At 41.2% G+C, this 18,252-nt stretch carries 20 protein-coding genes; 5 read left to right on the top strand and 15 right to left on the bottom strand.

The features are described from left to right. Positions 1-79: 79 nt before the first annotated feature. Positions 80-838 carry a YebC/PmpR family DNA-binding transcriptional regulator gene (locus AABK37_RS07695; RefSeq protein WP_432551001.1) on the bottom strand — a complete coding sequence of 253 codons (759 nt, stop codon included), beginning with the start codon at positions 836-838 and terminating at the stop codon, positions 80-82. Between the two features lie 29 nt (positions 839-867). On the opposite strand from AABK37_RS07695, the gene AABK37_RS07690 reads away from it, so the two are divergent. Next, positions 868-2,376, top strand: coding sequence for an ABC transporter substrate-binding protein (locus tag AABK37_RS07690; protein WP_432551000.1), 1,509 nt, complete (start codon positions 868-870; stop codon positions 2,374-2,376). A gap of 47 nt (positions 2,377-2,423) precedes the next feature. Continuing rightward, positions 2,424-3,281 (top strand): nucleotidyltransferase domain-containing protein, encoded by an 858-nt coding sequence (locus AABK37_RS07685; RefSeq protein ID WP_432550999.1) that lies wholly within the window; start codon positions 2,424-2,426, stop codon positions 3,279-3,281. An 80-nt stretch (positions 3,282-3,361) separates the two neighbouring features. Here AABK37_RS07685 and AABK37_RS07680 read toward each other — a convergent pair whose 3' ends face one another. From AABK37_RS07680 to AABK37_RS07670, 3 genes are all read right to left on the bottom strand, one after another. Beyond that, positions 3,362-4,003 (bottom strand): Uma2 family endonuclease, encoded by a 642-nt coding sequence (locus AABK37_RS07680; protein ID WP_432550998.1) that lies wholly within the window; start codon positions 4,001-4,003, stop codon positions 3,362-3,364. Between the two features lie 89 nt (positions 4,004-4,092). Continuing rightward, complete coding sequence (locus AABK37_RS07675) at positions 4,093-4,692, bottom strand: hypothetical protein (protein WP_432550997.1); 600 nt, start codon at positions 4,690-4,692, stop codon at positions 4,093-4,095. Positions 4,693-4,737: 45 nt separating this feature from the next. Further along, positions 4,738-5,763: a glucokinase gene (locus tag AABK37_RS07670; protein ID WP_432550996.1), complete on the bottom strand. Its 1,026-nt coding sequence runs from the start codon at positions 5,761-5,763 to the stop codon at positions 4,738-4,740. A gap of 45 nt (positions 5,764-5,808) precedes the next feature. Here AABK37_RS07670 and AABK37_RS07665 point away from each other — a divergent pair, with 45 nt between their 5' ends. Beyond that, positions 5,809-5,994, top strand: coding sequence for a hypothetical protein (locus AABK37_RS07665; protein ID WP_432550995.1), 186 nt, complete (start codon positions 5,809-5,811; stop codon positions 5,992-5,994). Here AABK37_RS07665 and AABK37_RS07660 read toward each other — a convergent pair. The 5 genes from AABK37_RS07660 to AABK37_RS07640 form a co-directional block, all read right to left on the bottom strand. After that, positions 5,987-6,634: a histidine phosphatase family protein gene (locus AABK37_RS07660; RefSeq protein WP_432550994.1), complete on the bottom strand. Its 648-nt coding sequence runs from the start codon at positions 6,632-6,634 to the stop codon at positions 5,987-5,989. The two genes, AABK37_RS07665 and AABK37_RS07660, sit on opposite strands and share 8 nt — an antisense overlap. Before the next feature lie 248 nt (positions 6,635-6,882). After that, entirely contained in the window at positions 6,883-7,236 is a 354-nt protein-coding gene (locus AABK37_RS07655) for a PIN domain-containing protein (protein ID WP_432550993.1), read from the bottom strand. Between the two features lie 473 nt (positions 7,237-7,709). Further along, positions 7,710-7,946 carry a hypothetical protein gene (locus AABK37_RS07650; protein ID WP_432550992.1) on the bottom strand — a complete coding sequence of 79 codons (237 nt, stop codon included), beginning with the start codon at positions 7,944-7,946 and terminating at the stop codon, positions 7,710-7,712. Between the two features lie 56 nt (positions 7,947-8,002). Next, positions 8,003-8,299: a hypothetical protein gene (locus AABK37_RS07645; RefSeq protein ID WP_432550991.1), complete on the bottom strand. Its 297-nt coding sequence runs from the start codon at positions 8,297-8,299 to the stop codon at positions 8,003-8,005. Positions 8,300-8,353: 54 nt separating this feature from the next. Further along, positions 8,354-9,943, bottom strand: coding sequence for a glycoside hydrolase family 57 protein (locus AABK37_RS07640; protein WP_432550990.1), 1,590 nt, complete (start codon positions 9,941-9,943; stop codon positions 8,354-8,356). 183 nt (positions 9,944-10,126) lie between these two features. Here AABK37_RS07640 and AABK37_RS07635 point away from each other — a divergent pair, with 183 nt between their 5' ends. Beyond that, a complete protein-coding gene (locus AABK37_RS07635; RefSeq protein ID WP_432550989.1) occupies positions 10,127-10,822 on the top strand; it encodes a hypothetical protein in 696 nt (231 codons plus the stop codon). A 344-nt stretch (positions 10,823-11,166) separates the two neighbouring features. Here AABK37_RS07635 and AABK37_RS07630 read toward each other — a convergent pair whose 3' ends face one another. The 4 genes from AABK37_RS07630 to AABK37_RS07615 form a co-directional block, all read right to left on the bottom strand. Further along, positions 11,167-11,586 carry a type II toxin-antitoxin system VapC family toxin gene (locus tag AABK37_RS07630; protein WP_432550988.1) on the bottom strand — a complete coding sequence of 140 codons (420 nt, stop codon included), beginning with the start codon at positions 11,584-11,586 and terminating at the stop codon, positions 11,167-11,169. Positions 11,587-11,597: 11 nt separating this feature from the next. Further along, a complete protein-coding gene (locus AABK37_RS07625) occupies positions 11,598-11,885 on the bottom strand; it encodes a helix-turn-helix domain-containing protein (RefSeq protein WP_432550987.1) in 288 nt (95 codons plus the stop codon). Between the two features lie 264 nt (positions 11,886-12,149). Beyond that, positions 12,150-12,422 (bottom strand): HNH endonuclease, encoded by a 273-nt coding sequence (locus AABK37_RS07620; protein ID WP_432550986.1) that lies wholly within the window; start codon positions 12,420-12,422, stop codon positions 12,150-12,152. Continuing rightward, positions 12,419-12,766: a hypothetical protein gene (locus AABK37_RS07615; RefSeq protein WP_432550985.1), complete on the bottom strand. Its 348-nt coding sequence runs from the start codon at positions 12,764-12,766 to the stop codon at positions 12,419-12,421. The genes AABK37_RS07620 and AABK37_RS07615 overlap by 4 nt, the downstream gene beginning before the upstream one ends. A 198-nt stretch (positions 12,767-12,964) precedes the next feature. Here AABK37_RS07615 and AABK37_RS07610 point away from each other — a divergent pair, with 198 nt between their 5' ends. Next, positions 12,965-16,693, top strand: a complete 3,729-nt coding sequence (locus tag AABK37_RS07610; protein ID WP_432550984.1) for a tetratricopeptide repeat protein — start codon at positions 12,965-12,967, stop codon at positions 16,691-16,693. 149 nt (positions 16,694-16,842) lie between these two features. Here the strand turns inward: AABK37_RS07610 and AABK37_RS07605 are convergent, their stop codons facing one another. Together AABK37_RS07605 and AABK37_RS07600 are read right to left on the bottom strand one after the other, a co-directional pair. Continuing rightward, positions 16,843-17,412, bottom strand: coding sequence for a Uma2 family endonuclease (locus tag AABK37_RS07605; RefSeq protein WP_432550983.1), 570 nt, complete (start codon positions 17,410-17,412; stop codon positions 16,843-16,845). 56 nt (positions 17,413-17,468) lie between these two features. Next, positions 17,469-18,233, bottom strand: coding sequence for a Uma2 family endonuclease (locus tag AABK37_RS07600; protein WP_432550982.1), 765 nt, complete (start codon positions 18,231-18,233; stop codon positions 17,469-17,471). Positions 18,234-18,252 lie beyond the last annotated feature (19 nt).

Below are 18,252 nucleotides of genomic sequence, written 5' to 3'. Positions count from 1 at the left end.
AGGACTTACGTAACTGGGACATATATCTTCTGTTATCGATCTTCAAGAGCAAAGCCAAAGACGCTTCACCTCCGGTCAACTAAGTTATACTCGCAGTCATGAGTTGTTCTGCCATATCAAAGTTAGCGGTGACATTTTGGACATCATCCAAGCCTTCTAGAGTATCAATTAATTTGAGAAGCGATCGCGCCTGATCTGGCTCGGTAACTTCTACACTATTACTGGGAATCCAGCGCAATTCTACATCCGTTACTGAAAAGCCTTTTGCTTTCAATGTTTGACTGAGGTTTTCTAAATTTGTAACTTCGGTAAATACCTCCGCCATTTCATCCTCTATCATCTCATAAGACTCCGCATCGGCTTCGAGAGATGCTTCTAAAAGCTGTTCTTCATCAACTACATTCTGCACCACACACACGCCTTTTTGGGAAAACATCCAGCTAACGCAACCTGTTTCACCCAAATTCCCGCCATTTTTACTAAAAGCTGCGCGTAAGTCTGCGGCTGTGCGATTACGATTATCTGTGAGAGCCTCAATTAAGATAGCGACACCTCCAAGACCGTAACCTTCGTAACGAATTTCTTCTAAACTGGTGTTATCTCCGCCAAAAGTACCTGCACCTTTGGCGATCGCTCGTTCTATGTTTTCATTAGGTATACCCGCTGCTTTCGCTTTTTCTATCGCTGTGCGAAGTTGAAAATTCAGAGCTGGATCTGGTACACCGCTTCTGGCTGCAACTATAATTGCCCGTGACACCTGAGTGAACGTTTTACCCCTTTTTGCGTCCACTACCGCTTTTTGGCGTTTAATATTTGCCCATTTACTATGTCCTGCCATAATTTAAACTTGTTAATACGCTCACAAGAATGCATAAATATTATTTTGTCTCACGCAGAGGCGCAGAGGCGCAAAGAAGATTAAGAGAAGTCGGTGAAAATCTATCTTTATTAGTAGTCCGTCAAGGCAACTTTGCGGGGTTTATGGTAAGAAAACCAAGTTCTTTTCTCCCCCTGCCTCCCCTGCTTCCCCCGCTTCCCCTGCTTGCCTTCACCGATCAAAATTCGGTTGGTCGAGTACTAGTCCCCAGTCCCCAGTCCCTAATCTCTATTTTGCTAATTTTACTTGTAGCGGTTCTCAGTTTAACTGGATGTCAGGCTACACCAGTTACCCAGGAGAAAGTCATTCATGTGACACTATGGCAAGGAGTGAATCCACCCGCAAATCGAGATGTGTTGCTGCATCTGGTAGATAAGTTTAATCAAACTCATTCTGATATTCAAGTCGATTCGCTTTATGTGGGACAACCAGATCAACAAATGCCGAAGATTTTGGCTGCGGTGGTGGGAAATGCCGCACCCGATTTGTTGTGGTATAATCCGACAATTGCCGGTCAATTAGTTGAACTAAATGCGCTTTTACCTTTGGATGAGATGCTGGAAACTTCAGCGGTGAAGAAGGAAATTGACCCGGCTTTGTTTGCCACAATGGAACTCAACAGCAAGATTTGGTCTGTGCCGTTTGCTACTAATAATATTGGCGTTTTTTATCGTCCGAGTTTGTTTAAGGAAGCGGGTATTACAAAGTTACCTCGGACTTGGGAAGAGTTACGGCAAGTTGCTCAGAAATTAACTGTTGATAAAAACGGTGATGGAAGGATAGACCAACATGGTATATTTTTACCTTTGGGAAAAGGTGATTTTACGGTGTTTATTTGGTTGCCGTTTATGTGGAGTGCTGGGGGGGAATTGGTGGGTGGTGATTCGCAAAATGCGGCGGCGATTGATTTGACTGAAAATTTTGGGGCGATCGCAGGTTTGCAATTTTGGCGTGATTTAATTACTGACGGTTCAGCAATATTATCTAGTCCGGAACGCGGTTATGAAACAGACGCTTTACTTGCGGGTAAAGTGGCGATGCAATTTACCGGATGCTGGACTTTAGGGCAATTTCAGGCGGCTGGTGTGGATTTTGGCGTTTTTCCTATGCCGATTGGAGAACGCCCTGCTACGGGCATTGGCGGTGAGAATCTGTTCGTTTTTAAGACTACGCCAGAACATGAAAAAGCGGCGTTTAAGTTTATCGAGTATGTTTTGAGTGAAGAGTTTCAGACAGAGTGGGCGATCGGAACTGGTTATTTGCCGGTGAATTTGCAATCGCGTCAAAGTGCAAAATATCAGGAATTTCTCAAAGAACAACCAGTGGTGAAGGTATTTTTGGATCAAGCGAAATATGGGCGATCGCGTCCGATTTTTGCCGGTTACAATCGAGTTTCCGAAAATTTAGGTCGAGCGCTAGAATCTGTGATGTTGGGTAAAAGTTCACCCCAAGAAGCATTGAAAGCATCACAGCAACGTTTGGATGTGATTTTCAAGTAAGTCGGTGATAAAAATTCAATGTATGTAAACAAATGTAAAATCACTTTATGAATAAGGAATTGCCCCATTTCATTAATCGTATTGTTTGTAGTTTGCACTCAATTAAGGGAATTATAGCTATTACATTAGGAGGTTCACGGGCACGGGGCAACCATACTAACAAGTCAGATGTGGATTTGGGGATTTATTACAATCGGGAAAACCCACCTGATATAATTGCTTTAAATCGCCTCGCCTCTGAGCTTGATGATAACCATCGCCTAAATTTGGTTACTGCGATTGGAGAATGGGGAAAGTGGATTAACGGTGGCGCTTGGCTAAAGGTGGAAGGTGTAGCTGTAGATTTTCTCTATCGCGATTTGGCGAAGGTCAATCGTGTGATTGATGATTGCCATGCCGGACAAATTACTATTGATTATCAACCAGGACATCCTCACGGCTTTGTGTCCTCGATTTATATGGGGGAAGTTGCTATTTGTCAGCCACTTTTCGATCCTGATGGTATTTTAGAAGCTTTGAAGGCAAAAACAAAGCCCTATCCAGTTCAACTGAAACAAGCAACTATTGATACTTTTGCCTGGGAAATAAGTTTCTCGCTGTTTGTTGCAAAAAAGGCGATCGCACGCGATGATGTTGCTTACGCAGCAGGTTGTTGTTTCCGCAGTGTGGCGTGTATTAATCAGGTGTTATTCGCACTCAATGAAGATTACCTGTTGAATGAAAAGGGTGCTGTGGCAGTTGCGAATACGTTTGCTATTTGCCCTTCTAACTATCAACAACGGGTTGAGCGAGCGTTTGCACTTTTAGCTGCCGATGCAAAATCAATAACTGAGGCGATCGCGATTCTTGAGGCGATTGAGGATGATTTGAGCCAATGGTATGGAAATCGGCGATTGGCGATGTAATTTTTTACAAAACAAGTCTATTGTCGCTGGATTATGATAACTTATCTCTTGCACCTTTTTGAATAAACCGCAAATCAGCATTATTTTTGAAATTCACTTAATAACCAAGCACCAACTTGAGATTGATTCATCTGACGAGTACGCTGCAAAGCATCATTTAATAGGGAAATTTCTAATCCAGGTAATACCAGAGATTGCGTAATTCGTCTACTACCATTATTTTCGATAGCAAAAGCAATAACTTGGACATTTTGCACATCGAGAATCCAGTATTCTCCTAGTCCTAAATCCTCATACAACAGTCGTTTTTCACCTTTATCGTCAGCAAGGGAAGTATTAGCAACTTCTATTGCTAAAGTCGGCGCTGGATATATATCTAAGCTAATAATTGAAGTTCCGTAAGGAATGACATCAGCGTTTTCACCAATGTAGTAAGATACATCAGGTTGAGCATCTTTAATACCTGTCTTGCGGTAGGTACAGTTATCTTTGCCATTTAAAGCAATGCCTTTAATGCTGGCAAACAAATTAACAGCAAATATGATAACAGTGTGGTCGCTAGCGTGGTCATTACCTAGTGGTGCCATTTCAATCCTCATTTGTCCATTGTGGTAGTAGCCCTTGGCTTTTTCGTAAGCCGGATTCTCAATTGTCTGAATATATTCATCCCAAGTCGCTGTAACCCAAATATCAGTTGGTAATTTTGTTTGTAGTTCGCTCATAAGTTACCTCTGCTTTGATAAGTTCGTAGTGAGGACTGAAGTCCTCATCTTCTAAGATAAGGACTTCAGTCCTTACTACGAACATCATCTCACTTTTGCAATACGACATTAAAGGAATTTAAATACCCCGTAATGCTTTTTGCTAAATACTTTTGCTGCCTTTTAGTTGTTATCACCATTACTTGATACAAGCGTCCCTCAGCGAAATACATTCTATTTCTGGTGATTTTGCCACCAGAATTTACATACTCAATTTCTTTGCCTGGATGACCGTTAGAACTACGAATATCTCGCGCTGCAATTAAATTACTTTGCGTAGTTTTTAAAGCCATTTCCTGTGCATTATTGAGGATTTCTTGAGGATTGGTCATTTGACCATAACTATGCGGAAAGTCATTAAAAGCAACTACATAAGCTACTTCCTGCTTTGGTGGTTGTCCGAGAAAGACTTCTAAATTAATTTCTCCCATGAATGTTTTTTGAGTTTGGGTGACTCTTTTGGGCATTCCTGGCATTAAAACGGTAAAACGTCCGTCTGGTGCGGTGAATAATTTCCATTGCGATGCCTGAGATTCGCTTGTTTGCGCTTGAGAAACCGCAAGTTGAGGTTTACGCGCTTCAACTACCGTATATGTACTGCTGACAAAAGTTGCGGCAGCGATTAATGGCAAGAAAACTTTAATTGTCATAGTTTTTGCTTTTGGAGATGCTAATACTACTTATGCTGCTAGCTGTTATAACCCAACTGCGTGCAAAGCAGCACCGATTAGTCCCACCTGTTGATTAAGAACAATATGCATCGGTATATCTTCGAGGAGGCTTCGCATTCTGCCTTTTTGCGTGAAAGTCAACAAAAACCTACCATCTTGGAGTAAAGGGAGAATTTTCGTAGCAATGCCACCAGCAACGTATAAACCGCCGTATGGTAAAAGTTTCAGGGCAAGATTTCCAGCTTCTGCGCCGTAAGCTTCGACAAACATTTGCATAGTTTGTTCCGACAAGCGATCGCTTCCTTGAAGTGCCGCATTACCAATCGCTGCCCCAGGATCGACACTTTTTTCTTGCTGTCCTGCCTCTTGTTCCCAAGTTCTGACAACTTCAGCGATTTCTGGTGATTCGCGGTGTATTTTGCGATCGCGCAAAAATTGATAAATTGCTACAATACCTTGACCAGAAACGACTCTTTCCACAGAAACGCGCTGGATATCGTGTTTAATCAGCAAGTGTTTCAAAAGCTGAAACTCTAACTCAGTACGAGGGGCAAAATCAGCATGTCCACCTTCTGAAGGAAAGACTTGATATTTGTCTTGCTGCTTCATCAAAAAACCTTGTCCTAAACCGGTACCGGCACCAAGAATCGCAATCGGTGCCGTCGGTTGAAATTTGCCAACTTGCAAAGTGTGCAAGTCTTGTTTGTTTAAACCGAGAATGCCATAGCCAACCGCCGCAAAGTCATTGATGAGAGAAATATGAGCGATATCCAATTCTTGTTGTAAACGTTGAATATCCAAGAACCAAGCTAAATTAGTCAACTTTGCGGTATTCTTGACTACCGGACCTGCGATCGCAAAACAAGCCTTTTCTGGTGTTGATGTATTCGCTTTTGCCAAAAACTGCCTTACCATCGGCACCAAATCAGGAAAATCAGCACTGCGATAACGTTCCTCAGAAATAGTATGCAACTTTGATGAATCCGATGCTTCCACCAGTCGCAAAATCGTTTTTGTCCCGCCGATGTCCCCTGCTAATAGTAATGTCATAGCTATTTTGGATTTTAGATTTTAGATTAGCGCATTGGGGAGGCAGTGCGGTCTTGGGGTCTCCCCAAGTGGAGCACCTGCCGTCATAGGGCATGGGGCATTGGGCTAGAAGAAGAGGTAAAGGGTAAAGCGTTAAAAAAAATAATTCTTTTTCCCAATGCCCAATGCCCAATGCCCTATGCCCTATGCCCAATGCCCTATGCCCAATGCCCCATTCCCCAATTTAATTAAACCTGATTACTTCTTCTATCTCACTTAAATGAGATGTATCTCCTTTTAGTTCTAATAACCATTCTGGTTCTTCACGCACCACTTTCACCAACGAACACAGAGAAGCTTTCACCTCTGTTTTGGCAATCTCACCGACTAAACCCATTGCCGCACCCAATACAGATGCGCCATGTGCCACAAGTAAGATATGCTCTGGAAGGAATTCAGTAGACAAGCATCTGGCAGTTTGTCCAGAACGCGATCGCACTTGTTCGCGAGTTTCTGGATAGTTGGCAGCAATGCGCGGAGTGTAGCTAATATCAATTCTGGGGAATAATTCGGCTAGCAGTCGAGTAGGTAGCTTTACTGGTTCTTCTGTCATCCAAGCTGGATTAAGCCACTCGCTCAAACCCGTTTCTAATTTAATCGGCAAATCGAGAACTTCTGCAACTGCGTTTGCCGTTTGCACGGTTCGCAAAAAGGGAGAAGCGAAAATATGTTTAATTTTTTCGTGCTTCAGTCGGTTAGCTAGCTGCTGCGCTTGCACCATACCATCATCAGACAACGGTGGATCGTAACGTCGTTCGGCAGTGAGAAACCAATCAGGGTTTACAAAGTCAAGACGGTTAGCGTGTCTTGCAATCCAGACAATTTGAGTCATGCGGCAATATCGAGGCGATGAAAATTCGCGACTATATAAATAAGGTACGTATGTACGGACTTTTAATTTAATATATTTTCGTGGTCAGCCGGATGTGTAGCGCGAATTATAGCGGTCAAGTGTTGTGTACAATACATGAGCGAGCGTTCGTGTAGGGACAATTCATGAATTGTCCCTACAAATACGCACTAATTTCACCATCAAAGGAGAATTGCTATATAAGTATTTACGCTTATAGTACTAAATTTTTAAGAGTCTGAGGACAAACGAGAAACAAACTCACTTGCTGATAAAATCGCTACAGTAGCACCAGCAAAACCTTTAAAATCGCGGGTGATAATTGCGTTGAGATTTTCAGAAATTGCACAAGCTAACTGCACCGCATCTTCAAAATCCGGTAAGCTCGATGAAATTGCTGCCTCTAAAATACTGCGGTCAACTGTACACACTTGCATGGTTGTCAATAAATCTGAAACATACTGCTTTGCTATCTGTGCCTTCTTTGACTTTTTCGCAATGTAAAAAATATCAGTTAAGGTTGTTGCTGTTATGTAGCCTTGGAGCGTGTTTATAAATAAAATATTAGGCGTTGCTGATTTCATGTATGAAAATGATTTTGTGTAATCTCAAAACCCTTGTAGAGACGCGATATATCGCGTCTCTACATCTAGATTCATACCGCGATTCAGCAACGCCTAATATTAAGTAGGGTGTGTTACGGCTCAATAGATATTTGGGGTTGTTTACAATATATTTTGAGCCGTAACGCACCAAAAATTCGGTGCGTTAAGCGATCGCTATAACGCACCCTACAGGTTTAAGAATTATTTTATAAACACCCTCTTGAACCTGCCCGGATCTGATAGTTTGTATTACAGCCAGGACTTACGCAAAAACTCTCTGCAACTCTTATTCCTTCTCCTTCGGAGACGCCAAGGGCGAACGTGTCCTTCGTGTCTTTGTGGTTCGTTTTCTGGTCTTTGTGCGTAAGTCCTAACAGCGTCAGCATCGGTAAAGAATGGCTGTCGTTGTAGTAAAAAATCTAAAAGAATATTGGTATCTAGCAATACCCGCATTAAAGGTATTTCTCCTCGCGTCGTTGTTCTAACATAGCCTCAACTTCGTCATCAGTTGCGGGTGGTGCATCTGTTTTCAGGCTACCACGCAGTCGTTCCCATACTTCATCTGATGCTGCTGGTCGGGGTCTGAGTTCATTTTGAAGCGATCGAATAATTGCTTCTACTAAGGCTAATCTGTCGCTTACCGATAAGCCATATGCTTCTTTGCGTAATTCTTGCCAAGACATAGACATAGTTTTTACTCTTTATCAAAACTTACATATTGCTAGGGACGTGAGTGTTGTTTTCTTTATAGCCTTTTTAGCCAAGTTTCTAAAGCTAAATCAACTAGCTCATTTAGAGATTTTCGAGATTTAATTGCATTTTGATACTCTTCATGCCGTCTTTTTTCTTCGTTTATAAATTCCATTTCACTCACATACTTACTACCTATTTTGTAACTTGTCCCTCGTGAATGACTCCAAAGTACCTTCAATTCGCGTTCTCGCTGACGCTGCTTTTCGGTCTTGCTTATTGCCCTTGTACGAATTCCTTTTGGTACATGACCTAAATTGCTACTTTTAGTATTCCCACAAGTGAAAAACAAAATCCCCGATTTCTTTAAGAAGTCGGGGATTTGAGTGCATAGTCTAGTGCAATACTATAAAGGACGATAAACGCGATAGTTGATTTCTGGGAAGATGTTGTCCATCATCTCGACTTTTTCTAACCAACCGCTGTCAACTTTGCCGATTTTGATTTCTTCATACAGCTTATTAAAACGCATTAAGTGCGATCGCGTCCTTCTCACTGCATAAGGTACCATCGTTCCCGTCCGCATAATAAATGCCCAGTCGGAAGATTGCGCTAACAGCAATTCCCGCGCTGCTTGGTTGAGTGCTTTCCATTGCAACTCATCAGCCGGTTCCAATCGTCCTAACTCAATCATCCGCTCAGTTGCTTTGTGCAAATGTGGGTAAATCCACGCATTCGTTTCGTTCAACCAATACTCGTGAAATCCTTTGTAACCCCAACTCGACTGCGAAGGACGACAAACTTGTTGATTCGGTTCTGCCCTTAAATAATCTGCTAAATGCGTCATTTGATATGTTTTTTGGTCATACCATGACTTGCGGAACAGATAATCAATAAACCAAGGTCCCTCATACCACCAATGACCAAATAACTCCGCATCGTAAGGCGAAACGATAATTGGCGGACGCTGCATTATACCATGAAGATGTTCAGCTTGTCGTTCGCGATTATACATAAAGTTCGCAGCGTGTTCTGCTGCCTTTTCCCGCGCCCAGTATGGATCGTAAAGCGCCTTATCTGACAAACCTAAGCCACGTCCGGTAATTTTATGATACTTAATACCCGTATTTTTACGTTGACCGTTGGGCATGATGTAAGGCTTAATATAGTCATATTCAGCTTCCCAGCCCAAATCTTTGTAAAATTCGCGGTATTCAGCCGCACCAGGATAGCCCACCTCCGATGACCATACCTGCTGCGAAGATTCATGATCGCGTCCAAAGACAGCTACACCAGTTTCGGTAAAAATTGGCGCATAGCTACCAAAGCGGGGACGCGGACGAGCGTAAAGAATCCCATGTCCATCGGTGAGGAAGTAGCGTAAACCGGCATCAGCCAGCATCCGCTCCAAACCTTCATAATAAGCGCATTCCGGCAACCAAATCCCTCGCGGTCGGCGTCCAAAGGTTTGCTCGTAGTGTTCGCAAGCTACCTTAATCTGTGCCCATACAGCCTCCGGATACATTTTCATCAGCGGCAAATAGCCGTGAGTCGCGCCGCATGTTATAATTTCCAGGTTGTTAGAGTCTTGGAACTGCTTAAAAGCTGTTACCAAATCACCTTTGTAGCGTTCCCATATCTGACGCGCTTCGTTGAATTCGGTAGCGTAATGCTCGGCTAAATAGCGCATATGCCCGTTGTGGACATTATGCTCTACTTCGAGTTCTATAAGTTCTTCTAGTTGACTTAAGTGTGCGTCATAACGTTCTTGCAGCAGCGGATCGCGCAGCATTGACACCAAAGGGGGTGTCATGCTCATAGTGATTTTAAAGTCGATGCCGTCTCGTTTTAATCCTTCAAATACTTTCAGTAAAGGGATGTATGTTTCCGTAATGGCTTCATAAAGCCATTCTTCCTCCAGCACATAGTCACTTTCAGGGTGACGAACGAAGGGCAGGTGTGCATGAAGTACAAGCGCAACGTAGCCGATAGCCATAGTAATTCCGGGGTGGTACGTGTAAGTTGAAGGTGAAGGATTAGGCAGAATTTAACAATATTTTAAGATATCAGCAGCGTAGCAGTGTTTGGTATTTCTTTTTAATTGATGCTACTCCAGAGGCGAAAATGTTCGTCTATCTTAATTAAAGGCACTCTCTCACAAAAAAGGAATTTTCTCCAAGTGAAGCAACTCGCTTTTGTGTTGTCTATTTTGACCAGTACTATTTTGACAGCTTCTGTCTCTCAAGCAGCTCCTTTGCCCACTCAAACCACGCAACCTGCTACCGAACAAACCGCAGCAAAAGCGACAGCACTGACATTAGAAGACTTACCAGCAGGGTTTCAGGAACTTCCACCGAGCATGAAGGCGGAAATTGCTGCTAAACTAGAACCTTTCAAGCAGTTACTGATCAAAGATAATTTTCCGCTAAATAACTTCTTTGCCTTTGTAGAACCGCAAAAGATGGAAGTTGTTATCGGCTTTACGGGTATGCTATCAAATCAGGCTCAACAAGGTCAATTCGATGCTGCTCTCCAAAAAGCGCGGCAACCAGAGTTTGAGCAACAGATAAAAAAACTGGCGCAGAAACTACCATCAAGTCAAGAAGTGAAAGTGTTAAAGTACAAGTCGCTTCCAGAATTGAATAATTTGGCACAGTCATCTTCGGGTTTTTCCTTAGATGCAACTGTTCAAGAAATGCCTGTAAATTTTGATGTCGTCAGCTTTCGCCGCAGCAGCGTCGGTGCAATGACAGCGGTTATATATTTGACTGGAAATAAACCTTCTGTATCTGTGAAGGATGTAGCCACCAAGTTAGATGGACGTGTCTTGCAATCTTCACCTTCCTCGACTAAGGAACCGAGTGCATCTCAATAGCAAGATATAATCAGGAGCGATCGCACCACTTGGTGTACAGATCGTAGAAGTTTATCATCCGCAACTTCGGTTAGAATTATGCGATCGCTCTTGTTTTATGTTCACATTTATACATGTTTAAATGTAAACAATATTTGACCTATATAAACCCAGACAACAAATTTAGAAATACATGTAGGGTGTGTTATGCCTTTGGCTAACGCACCATCCGAAAGCTTTGGTGCCGTACTCTCGGCGCGATAACACAACGGCAATATTAGGGGAGGAAAATCGACACTGCAATTTGCCTCCCCTACATATACTCCACTACGATTCATGAATTTAATTTATGGTTTATTTGGATTTCAATCAACCCAATTTACAACCCGTAAACCAGGAATTTGTTTAAAATGTCTGATATTTCTTGTTACTAATGTAGCTCTATTTGCTAAGGAAATACTCGCAATTAACAAATCAGCTCGCCCAATTTTGCGTAGCTTTGAAACTATACGTAAACGCTCAAATTCATCTGCTGCGCTTTGACTGATAGGAACAATTAAAAGTTCTGCTAATAATTCTTCTGTGCGAAACAAAAGCTCTTGTGCCCTTAATAAACTTTCCCCGGTTTCTGCTTTGAGAAGATACTCGATCCGTCCGCGAAGCATTTCTGCTTTTGTAATTATGGTAATTCCTACCTCTGAATTTTCTAAAGCTTTTAATCTGGCAATAACATTTGCATTTCCTGCATAGAGATAGGTTAGAGTATCAGTATCAAGCAAATACATCAGTGTTCCAATTATTCATCAACTTCAGAACGTCCTCTCGCTTGATAAATTGTTGTTCTCAATTCCGTAAGCAAAGTATCATCAGCAAAAGCTCCTGCCTGTTTAATTAGGGCAGAACGACTACTTTGAGAGCGCAACCAGTCATCAATTGCTACCTTCAAAAATCTCCATTCGTTTTCGATTTTACGACCTGGAAGCTTTCCTTGTAAGGCTTGACGCTGTAATGTTTCCATCGGCAAACGTAAATATTCTGAGACCTCTTCAAGGGTGAGAACTTCTGGTAATGTAACTCGCTCCATAACCTGACTCGCAGTATGCCCTAATTATACCGAATCCTAGCATAAATAAGGGATTTGGCGTTTTCTGATTACCAATTTAAACCTGATAATGCCATCATAGCGGCTCTCCTACAATTACAAGAAGCGATCGCCCACCTGATATCGTTACCATCTCTTTCTTTCTGCTAACCGTTCATCAGTATTCAACTGTAGTAACTTCACTGTTGTTCGTCCTTGTGGTGTTAAGCCAACAATTGCTCTTTCGTCATAAGCAAAATGTTCAGATCATTGCTGTGTCCGGGGATTGAAGAGAAAACTAAATTGTTCTGTTTGGGGGTCGAAAGAACCAAGGTCTGTTCCTTTATGACGGTTGCAACGCCAACAGGTTAAAGCTAAATTAGCTGCATCAGTTTTACCGCCATGCTTTTCTGGAATTACATGGTCAATTTCATGAGTATAGAAAGAAACATTTTCGGTAAGTAAACAATACTCGCAACGACGGCTTGCTCGTTCTTCAACTAGGCGACGCAGTGCAGCAGGGATATAACTAACACTCATGGGTTAGTAGTTAAGTACGGTAGATTGCCTGTTTTTAGCATGACAATCAGATGTTCAATGCGCTCATACTCGTCTAGTTCTTTTTGTTCTGTAGGGTTAAGTTCTCCAACTTTACTACGTCTAAGTAAAGTTTGCATTCGTTGTTGCATTTCTGCTGTCGGATGGAAAGCTAAGATTTGCTCTAAAGTCGGTTTGCTGACCAGGAAATCAAGAATATATTGATATACGCGAGTTGGCAGTGGTGGTTGCTCAAGACTAAGTGCAAGGAGTTCTGGTAAGCGATCGCCTAACTGTGTGAGTTGTTCTGATAGTTCTTCAGAGACTTCTAAGGTAATTTTGACCACGGTCTAAACCTTGAGGTGTAATTATTTCCTCTAATTTAAAGCATACATCGCTTTATGAGATGAAGTATTGCTAAACCCCAGTTTGCTTACTCAAAAGCTGCGTTCATCGAAAGTATATTAAATTTTCAGTAATAAAAGTCAGTATAATCATTTAGGAAAACTTAAACTAAAACTCAATAGATAGGGCAAATCCATCCTATGTGGACATCTCGTGCTGTAGCTTTATTTTTCTCTCTGCTTTTGCTATCCGAGTCAACAGCCGCCAGTGTCGGAGGTTATGGGTTACAAATAGCACAGCAGACAGTACCTCCTTCATCAGTTCCCTTGAGTCCAGATAAGCAACAGCGATATCAAGAGGGAGTCAAGTTATTTCAAGAAGGACAGGAGTTAGAGAAAAAAGGGACTAAGGAAGGATATCAGCAGGCATTAGAGAAATATCAGCAAGCATTGAAAATTACTCAGGAATTGGGATTACGCAAAGAGGAAGCTTTAATATATCAAAGTATTGGCACAGTGTATGCCATTCGTTCAGAAAATCTAGAAGCAATAGAGTATTTCAATCAATCTCTCAAAATCTCGCGTGAAGTGAAACAACCTTTGCTTGAAGCATTAGCATTAACTGGTATTGCTGGGTCTTATAATTTTATAGGTAAAGGACGAGAAGCTCTCACTCTTTTAAAGCAAGCTGAGTCAATTTCTCGAGCAGAAAAAAGATTTGATATTTTAGCTATAGTATTAAGAAATATTACTAATATATACATTGAATTAAGTGAGATACCAAAGACTATTGAACCACTCAATCAATCACTGCAAATTTACCGTGATATATTAAAAGATTTGCCAGAACAAGCTAAAGTTTTGAATACAATAGGCGATAGCTATTCAAGTATGGGTCAACCTAAAATAGCCTTAAAATACTATCAGCAAGCTCTAGAAATTCAGCAAAAAAGGCAAGATTTATTACCCGCGCAGGCAGAAACATTAAGAGACATTGGCACTCTTTACAATAAATCAGGCGAATACAACAAAGCTCTTGAATACTTAAATAAAGCCAGACAAATTCAACAAACGCAAGGTTTCTTAGTTGCTGAAGGTTCAACTATTATTAGCATTGCTGAGGTTTATAAATCACGAGGAAATTATCAAAAATCAATAGAATTCCTTCAGCAGGCAAGAGTTATTTTTAAAAAAAGTGGTAATACAGCCTTTGAAGCTATTAACATGATATCGAGTGCCAACATATACAAAAATTTTCTTGGTAATAATCAGAAAGCATTAGAGTTTGTTAATGAAGCGATACAACTATCCAAAAATATTGGATACGAACTAACACATGCTAATGCTCTTAACGAAAAAGCTGATATTTATGCATCGCAAGGAGATTTACAGAAAGCCTTAGAAATTTACAGCCAAACATTAGAAATTGCCATCTCCATAAATAATCGCAATCTAGAAGCTCGTACATTGACTAATATTGCATCTACTTATAAACTTTTGGGTAACTACGATTTAAGTCTCCGAACTTACAAAAAAGCACGACAGATATATCAACAAGCACAAGATAAGCAATATGAACTTATAATTATTTTTGCGATGAGTGAATTGTATCTGACAAAGGGAGATTACCCAGAAGCTATTAATTATTATAATCAAAGTGTCTCATTGTCACGGAAACAAGAGAATAATGAATTTGAAAGACTTGGACTTCAGGGTTTAGCAAGAAGTTACGAGTTACAGAAGGATTTTCCCAATGCATTAAAAAATGCTGAAACTGCATTAGCGTTGTCTCAAAAGTTTGAAGATAAGTATTCAGAAGCTAGCGCTTTAAACTTAATTGGAATTATCAATCAAACAAAAGGTAACTATAAAGAAGCATTAAATCACCAGCAAAAGGCTCTATCCCTGTATAGACAAATTTTTGTCCCAAAATTAGAAGCTCAAAGTTTAAATAACATTAGTGTCACCCACAGTTTACAAAAACAACATCAACAAGCAATAGATACACTGAACGAAGCGCTAAAAATTAGGCGAACTTTAAAAGACATTGAAGGAGAAGCAGATACACTTTATTTCATCGCTACCAATCAACGTAAACTAGGCAAACTTGAAGCAGCACTTACCAACATCGAAGAAGCAATTAAAATTGTAGAAAATATACGCGGTAACGTCAAAAGCCAAGATTTACGTACATCCTACTTCGCCACAGTCCAAGGCTACTACAAATTCTACATCGACCTGTTGATGGAACTGCACAAAAAAGATCCATCAAAAATATGTGATTTTATAACCAAAGACCAAAATACAAACAAAGAAATCACAATAAAAGATAAATGTAAAGCTGTAGCGCTCCACATCAACGAACGTTCCCGCGCTAGAGGACTTGTAGAACTCTTAACCGAAGCACGCGCAAATATTCGCAAAGGTGCAAACCCGGAACTCTTAGCAAAAGAAAGCCGCTTACAAGCCTTAATTAATGCTAAGGAAAAACTGCGGACTGAGATAGTTAGTAGTAATAAAATTAAAGACCCCATTTATAAAGCTAACGCTGAAAAATTGCAAACACAAATCGATGAACTACTCAGCCAACAAAAGGAACTGGAAACGAAAATCCGCCAAAGTAGTCCGAAATACGCCAACCTAAAGTATCCCCAACCCCTGACTTTACCGCAAATTCAGCAACAATTAGATAAAGACACGCTACTGTTAGAGTATTCTTTGGGTGAGAAACACAGTTATCTTTGGGCTGTTACTCCTAACTCCATCGACAGTTACGAACTCCCCGGGCGCAAGGAAATAGAAGAAGCGGCAACTGAATTTAAAGGACTTTTAATTAAATGTCAAGAACCACTTTCTCGCTGTCAGTATCTATCACCAGAACAAAAAGCTCAAGCTTTGAAAAATACCGCTTTTTCTGCAACTAAACTGAGTCAAATCATCCTTGCACCTGTGGCTGATAAATTGGGGCAAAAGCGGTTGGTGATTGTCGCTGATGGTGCTTTACAGAAGATTCCCTTTGCGGCATTAAATGACGTAGAGACGTTCCGGCGGAACGTCTCTACAAAAGGCGTTATTTCCAAGACAGAGGTCAATTATCAACCTTTGATAGTCAATCATGAAATAGTTAATTTGCCTTCGGTTACAGCGATCGCTACCCAAAGACAAGAACTCAAAATACCCAAAACCGCACGGAAAACTCTAGCTATTCTTGCCGATCCGGTGTTTGAAGTTAAAGATGAGCGAATAACTGGCAAACCTGAAAGTATCGTTGATAACTCAGACTTTCGCGGTCAAATCGAACAATCTGACTTGAAGCGGGTAGCAAAAAATCTCAATCGTAGTGGCTGGGAAAGACTTAAAGGTACAAAAACTGAAGCAGAGGCAATTTTAAATATCATACCATCTTCTAATAATCTCCAAGCTTTTGGCTTTGATGCTAACTACAACTGGGTAACAAACCCGCAATTGTCACAATATCGCTTTTTACATTTTGCTACTCACGGCATTGATGACCCGAAGAACCCAGAACTTTCAGGAATCGTTCTATCTCAGTTTCTAGACAAACAAGCTAAACCTGCGGATAAAGGTTATTTGCGATTAGGTGACATTTTCAACCTTGACTTTGCAGCCGATTTGGTAGTACTTAGTGCTTGTGAAACCGGTTTAGGCAAAGATGTCAATGGTGAAGGCTTAGTAGGCTTGACAAGAGGATTAATGTATGCTGGTGCAGAACGTGTTGCCGTGTCTCTTTGGAAAGTTGACGATGCGGGGACGGCAGAATTGATGCAAGAATTTTACACGCAAATGTTGAAGCAGGGGAAATCACCTGCGATCGCTTTGCGTGCTGCACAACTGAAATTATGGGAAAATTCAACTTTGAAAAATCCTTATTATTGGTCTGCTTTCACTTTACAGGGCGAGTGGCGATAGGTTATATAAATTTATTTACTGAAAAGATATTTTTTACTTTATAACTTCGGTTCGTACTGAGTCTGCCCTTTGCTTGGTCGTTTTGAACTTTTGGGTAAATTCTGGATCGGCTTGTTGGTTAAGCTGAGTTTGACAAGCGATCGCTAAGACTACACAAAAAAGCTCTGAACTCGAACGCGAAAGCCTGGTAAAACAGGTGATGTGATTTCGTCATCAGCCAGCAAGGTTGCTACTAATTTCAATTGAGCAGTTTCTCTGCGATAAACTTCTAATTGCTGTAACTGCCAATTGGCAATCCAATATTCTTGGACTCCTGTTGCTGAGTATAGCTTCAGTTTAGCTTCTCTGTCTCGACGTTCGTTAGTTGCTCCAGGAGAAAGTACTTCTACAACAAGTTCTGGCGCTCCTCTCAAATGTCCTTCGTCATCTAGCAATTTTGCTAACCGCTCATGACTGATCCAAACTACATCGGGTATGACATTATCAGCTTCTGTAAAAATGATTCCAGGAGTTTGACGGGTTTCTCCTAGTCCACTGGAACGAGACCAAATTTGTAACTCCAAGTTGATGTTACCTGCTGTTCCTTGATGTTTCCAGTGAGGCGCTCTAGTCACAAATAGTTCTCCGTCAACAATTTCATAGCGCTTCCATTCGTCAGTTGCGAGTAATTCTAAGTCGGAGGTTGTCCAACGGATTTGATTAGAGATTATTTGGTTCATAGCAATATTTTTCCATGCCTGGTTAGAGATAAAATTCTCTTTTTGTGAATATTTACTCACTCTTCAATACCTGCGGCTCGCAAGCGTTCTGCCAATATTGCAGCCCGTTGACGTTCTTGTTCTAGTTGTTGATTGGCTTGCTGTAACTGTTGATTGGCTTGCTGTAACTCTTGATTTGCTTGCTGTAACTGCTGGTTGGCTTGCTGTAACTGTTGATTGGCTTCGTCTTCTGGCAACATTATCAGCTGCCCATCTGGTGTAAAAAAGCGTAATTTGCCCAAATATACACCCAAATAAAGCCCTAACTGCTGACTCCACAACCAACCTGACTCAGTGGGTGTAAGGTCTTGATACTGACCATCTACTAAGTGAAATCCTTGCAATTCTAAGCTTACCGGGTCAAACCAGAAATAATCTGGTGTGCGGAATGTATTCTGATATATCTGCTTTTTCACACCTTTATCAACTGAGGCAGTGGAATCAGATAACATCTCTATAATCACGTTGGGGTATTTGCCATCTTCTTGCCAAACAACCCAGCTTTTACGGTCTTTTTTTTCTGTATCTAAAACTACAAAAAAATCAGGTCCTCGAAATTCTTCTGACTTTTTCTGGTTAGGACTGAAGTAAATAGTTAAGTTGCCTGTAGCATAGAAATTTTCGCGATCGCGCCACCACCACTTGATGAGGCGGATGAGTAATTCTATTTGTTCGCGGTGTAAATCTGATTCCAAAGGTGGTTCGTCACTGTAGATGTCGCCTGGTGGGAAAATTATAGTATCAATGACATCGATTTGAGAAGCGGTGGCAAATTGAGACATAGCGATGCCTGCGGCGGTA

This window comes from Tolypothrix sp. VBCCA 56010, assembly GCF_050875635.1.
Taxonomy (GTDB): Bacteria; Cyanobacteriota; Cyanobacteriia; order Cyanobacteriales; family Nostocaceae; genus Hassallia.
The sequence above is the reverse complement of the archived record's forward strand: the minus strand, read 5'-3'. Positions and strand labels throughout refer to the sequence as shown.

What these genes read in the sequence shown, in the direction of transcription:
- AABK37_RS07695 (WP_432551001.1), bottom strand. Translation starts at nt 838, where the DNA reads ATGGCAGGACATAGTAAATGGGCAAATATTAAACGCCAAAAAGCGGTA.
- AABK37_RS07650 (WP_432550992.1), bottom strand. Translation starts at nt 7,946, where the DNA reads ATGTCTATGTCTTGGCAAGAATTACGCAAAGAAGCATATGGCTTATCG.
- AABK37_RS07625 (WP_432550987.1), bottom strand. Translation starts at nt 11,885, where the DNA reads ATGGAGCGAGTTACATTACCAGAAGTTCTCACCCTTGAAGAGGTCTCA.
- AABK37_RS07605 (WP_432550983.1), bottom strand. Translation starts at nt 17,412, where the DNA reads ATGAACCAAATAATCTCTAATCAAATCCGTTGGACAACCTCCGACTTA.
- AABK37_RS07620 (WP_432550986.1), bottom strand. Translation starts at nt 12,422, where the DNA reads ATGAGTGTTAGTTATATCCCTGCTGCACTGCGTCGCCTAGTTGAAGAA.
- AABK37_RS07660 (WP_432550994.1), bottom strand. Translation starts at nt 6,634, where the DNA reads ATGACTCAAATTGTCTGGATTGCAAGACACGCTAACCGTCTTGACTTT.
- AABK37_RS07675 (WP_432550997.1), bottom strand. Translation starts at nt 4,692, where the DNA reads ATGACAATTAAAGTTTTCTTGCCATTAATCGCTGCCGCAACTTTTGTC.
- AABK37_RS07685 (WP_432550999.1), top strand. Translation starts at nt 2,424, where the DNA reads ATGAATAAGGAATTGCCCCATTTCATTAATCGTATTGTTTGTAGTTTG.
- AABK37_RS07680 (WP_432550998.1), bottom strand. Translation starts at nt 4,003, where the DNA reads ATGAGCGAACTACAAACAAAATTACCAACTGATATTTGGGTTACAGCG.
- AABK37_RS07670 (WP_432550996.1), bottom strand. Translation starts at nt 5,763, where the DNA reads ATGACATTACTATTAGCAGGGGACATCGGCGGGACAAAAACGATTTTG.
- AABK37_RS07655 (WP_432550993.1), bottom strand. Translation starts at nt 7,236, where the DNA reads ATGAAATCAGCAACGCCTAATATTTTATTTATAAACACGCTCCAAGGC.
- AABK37_RS07690 (WP_432551000.1), top strand. Translation starts at nt 868, where the DNA reads ATGCATAAATATTATTTTGTCTCACGCAGAGGCGCAGAGGCGCAAAGA.
- AABK37_RS07640 (WP_432550990.1), bottom strand. Translation starts at nt 9,943, where the DNA reads ATGGCTATCGGCTACGTTGCGCTTGTACTTCATGCACACCTGCCCTTC.
- AABK37_RS07600 (WP_432550982.1), bottom strand. Translation starts at nt 18,233, where the DNA reads ATGTCTCAATTTGCCACCGCTTCTCAAATCGATGTCATTGATACTATA.
- AABK37_RS07610 (WP_432550984.1), top strand. Translation starts at nt 12,965, where the DNA reads ATGTGGACATCTCGTGCTGTAGCTTTATTTTTCTCTCTGCTTTTGCTA.
- AABK37_RS07630 (WP_432550988.1), bottom strand. Translation starts at nt 11,586, where the DNA reads ATGTATTTGCTTGATACTGATACTCTAACCTATCTCTATGCAGGAAAT.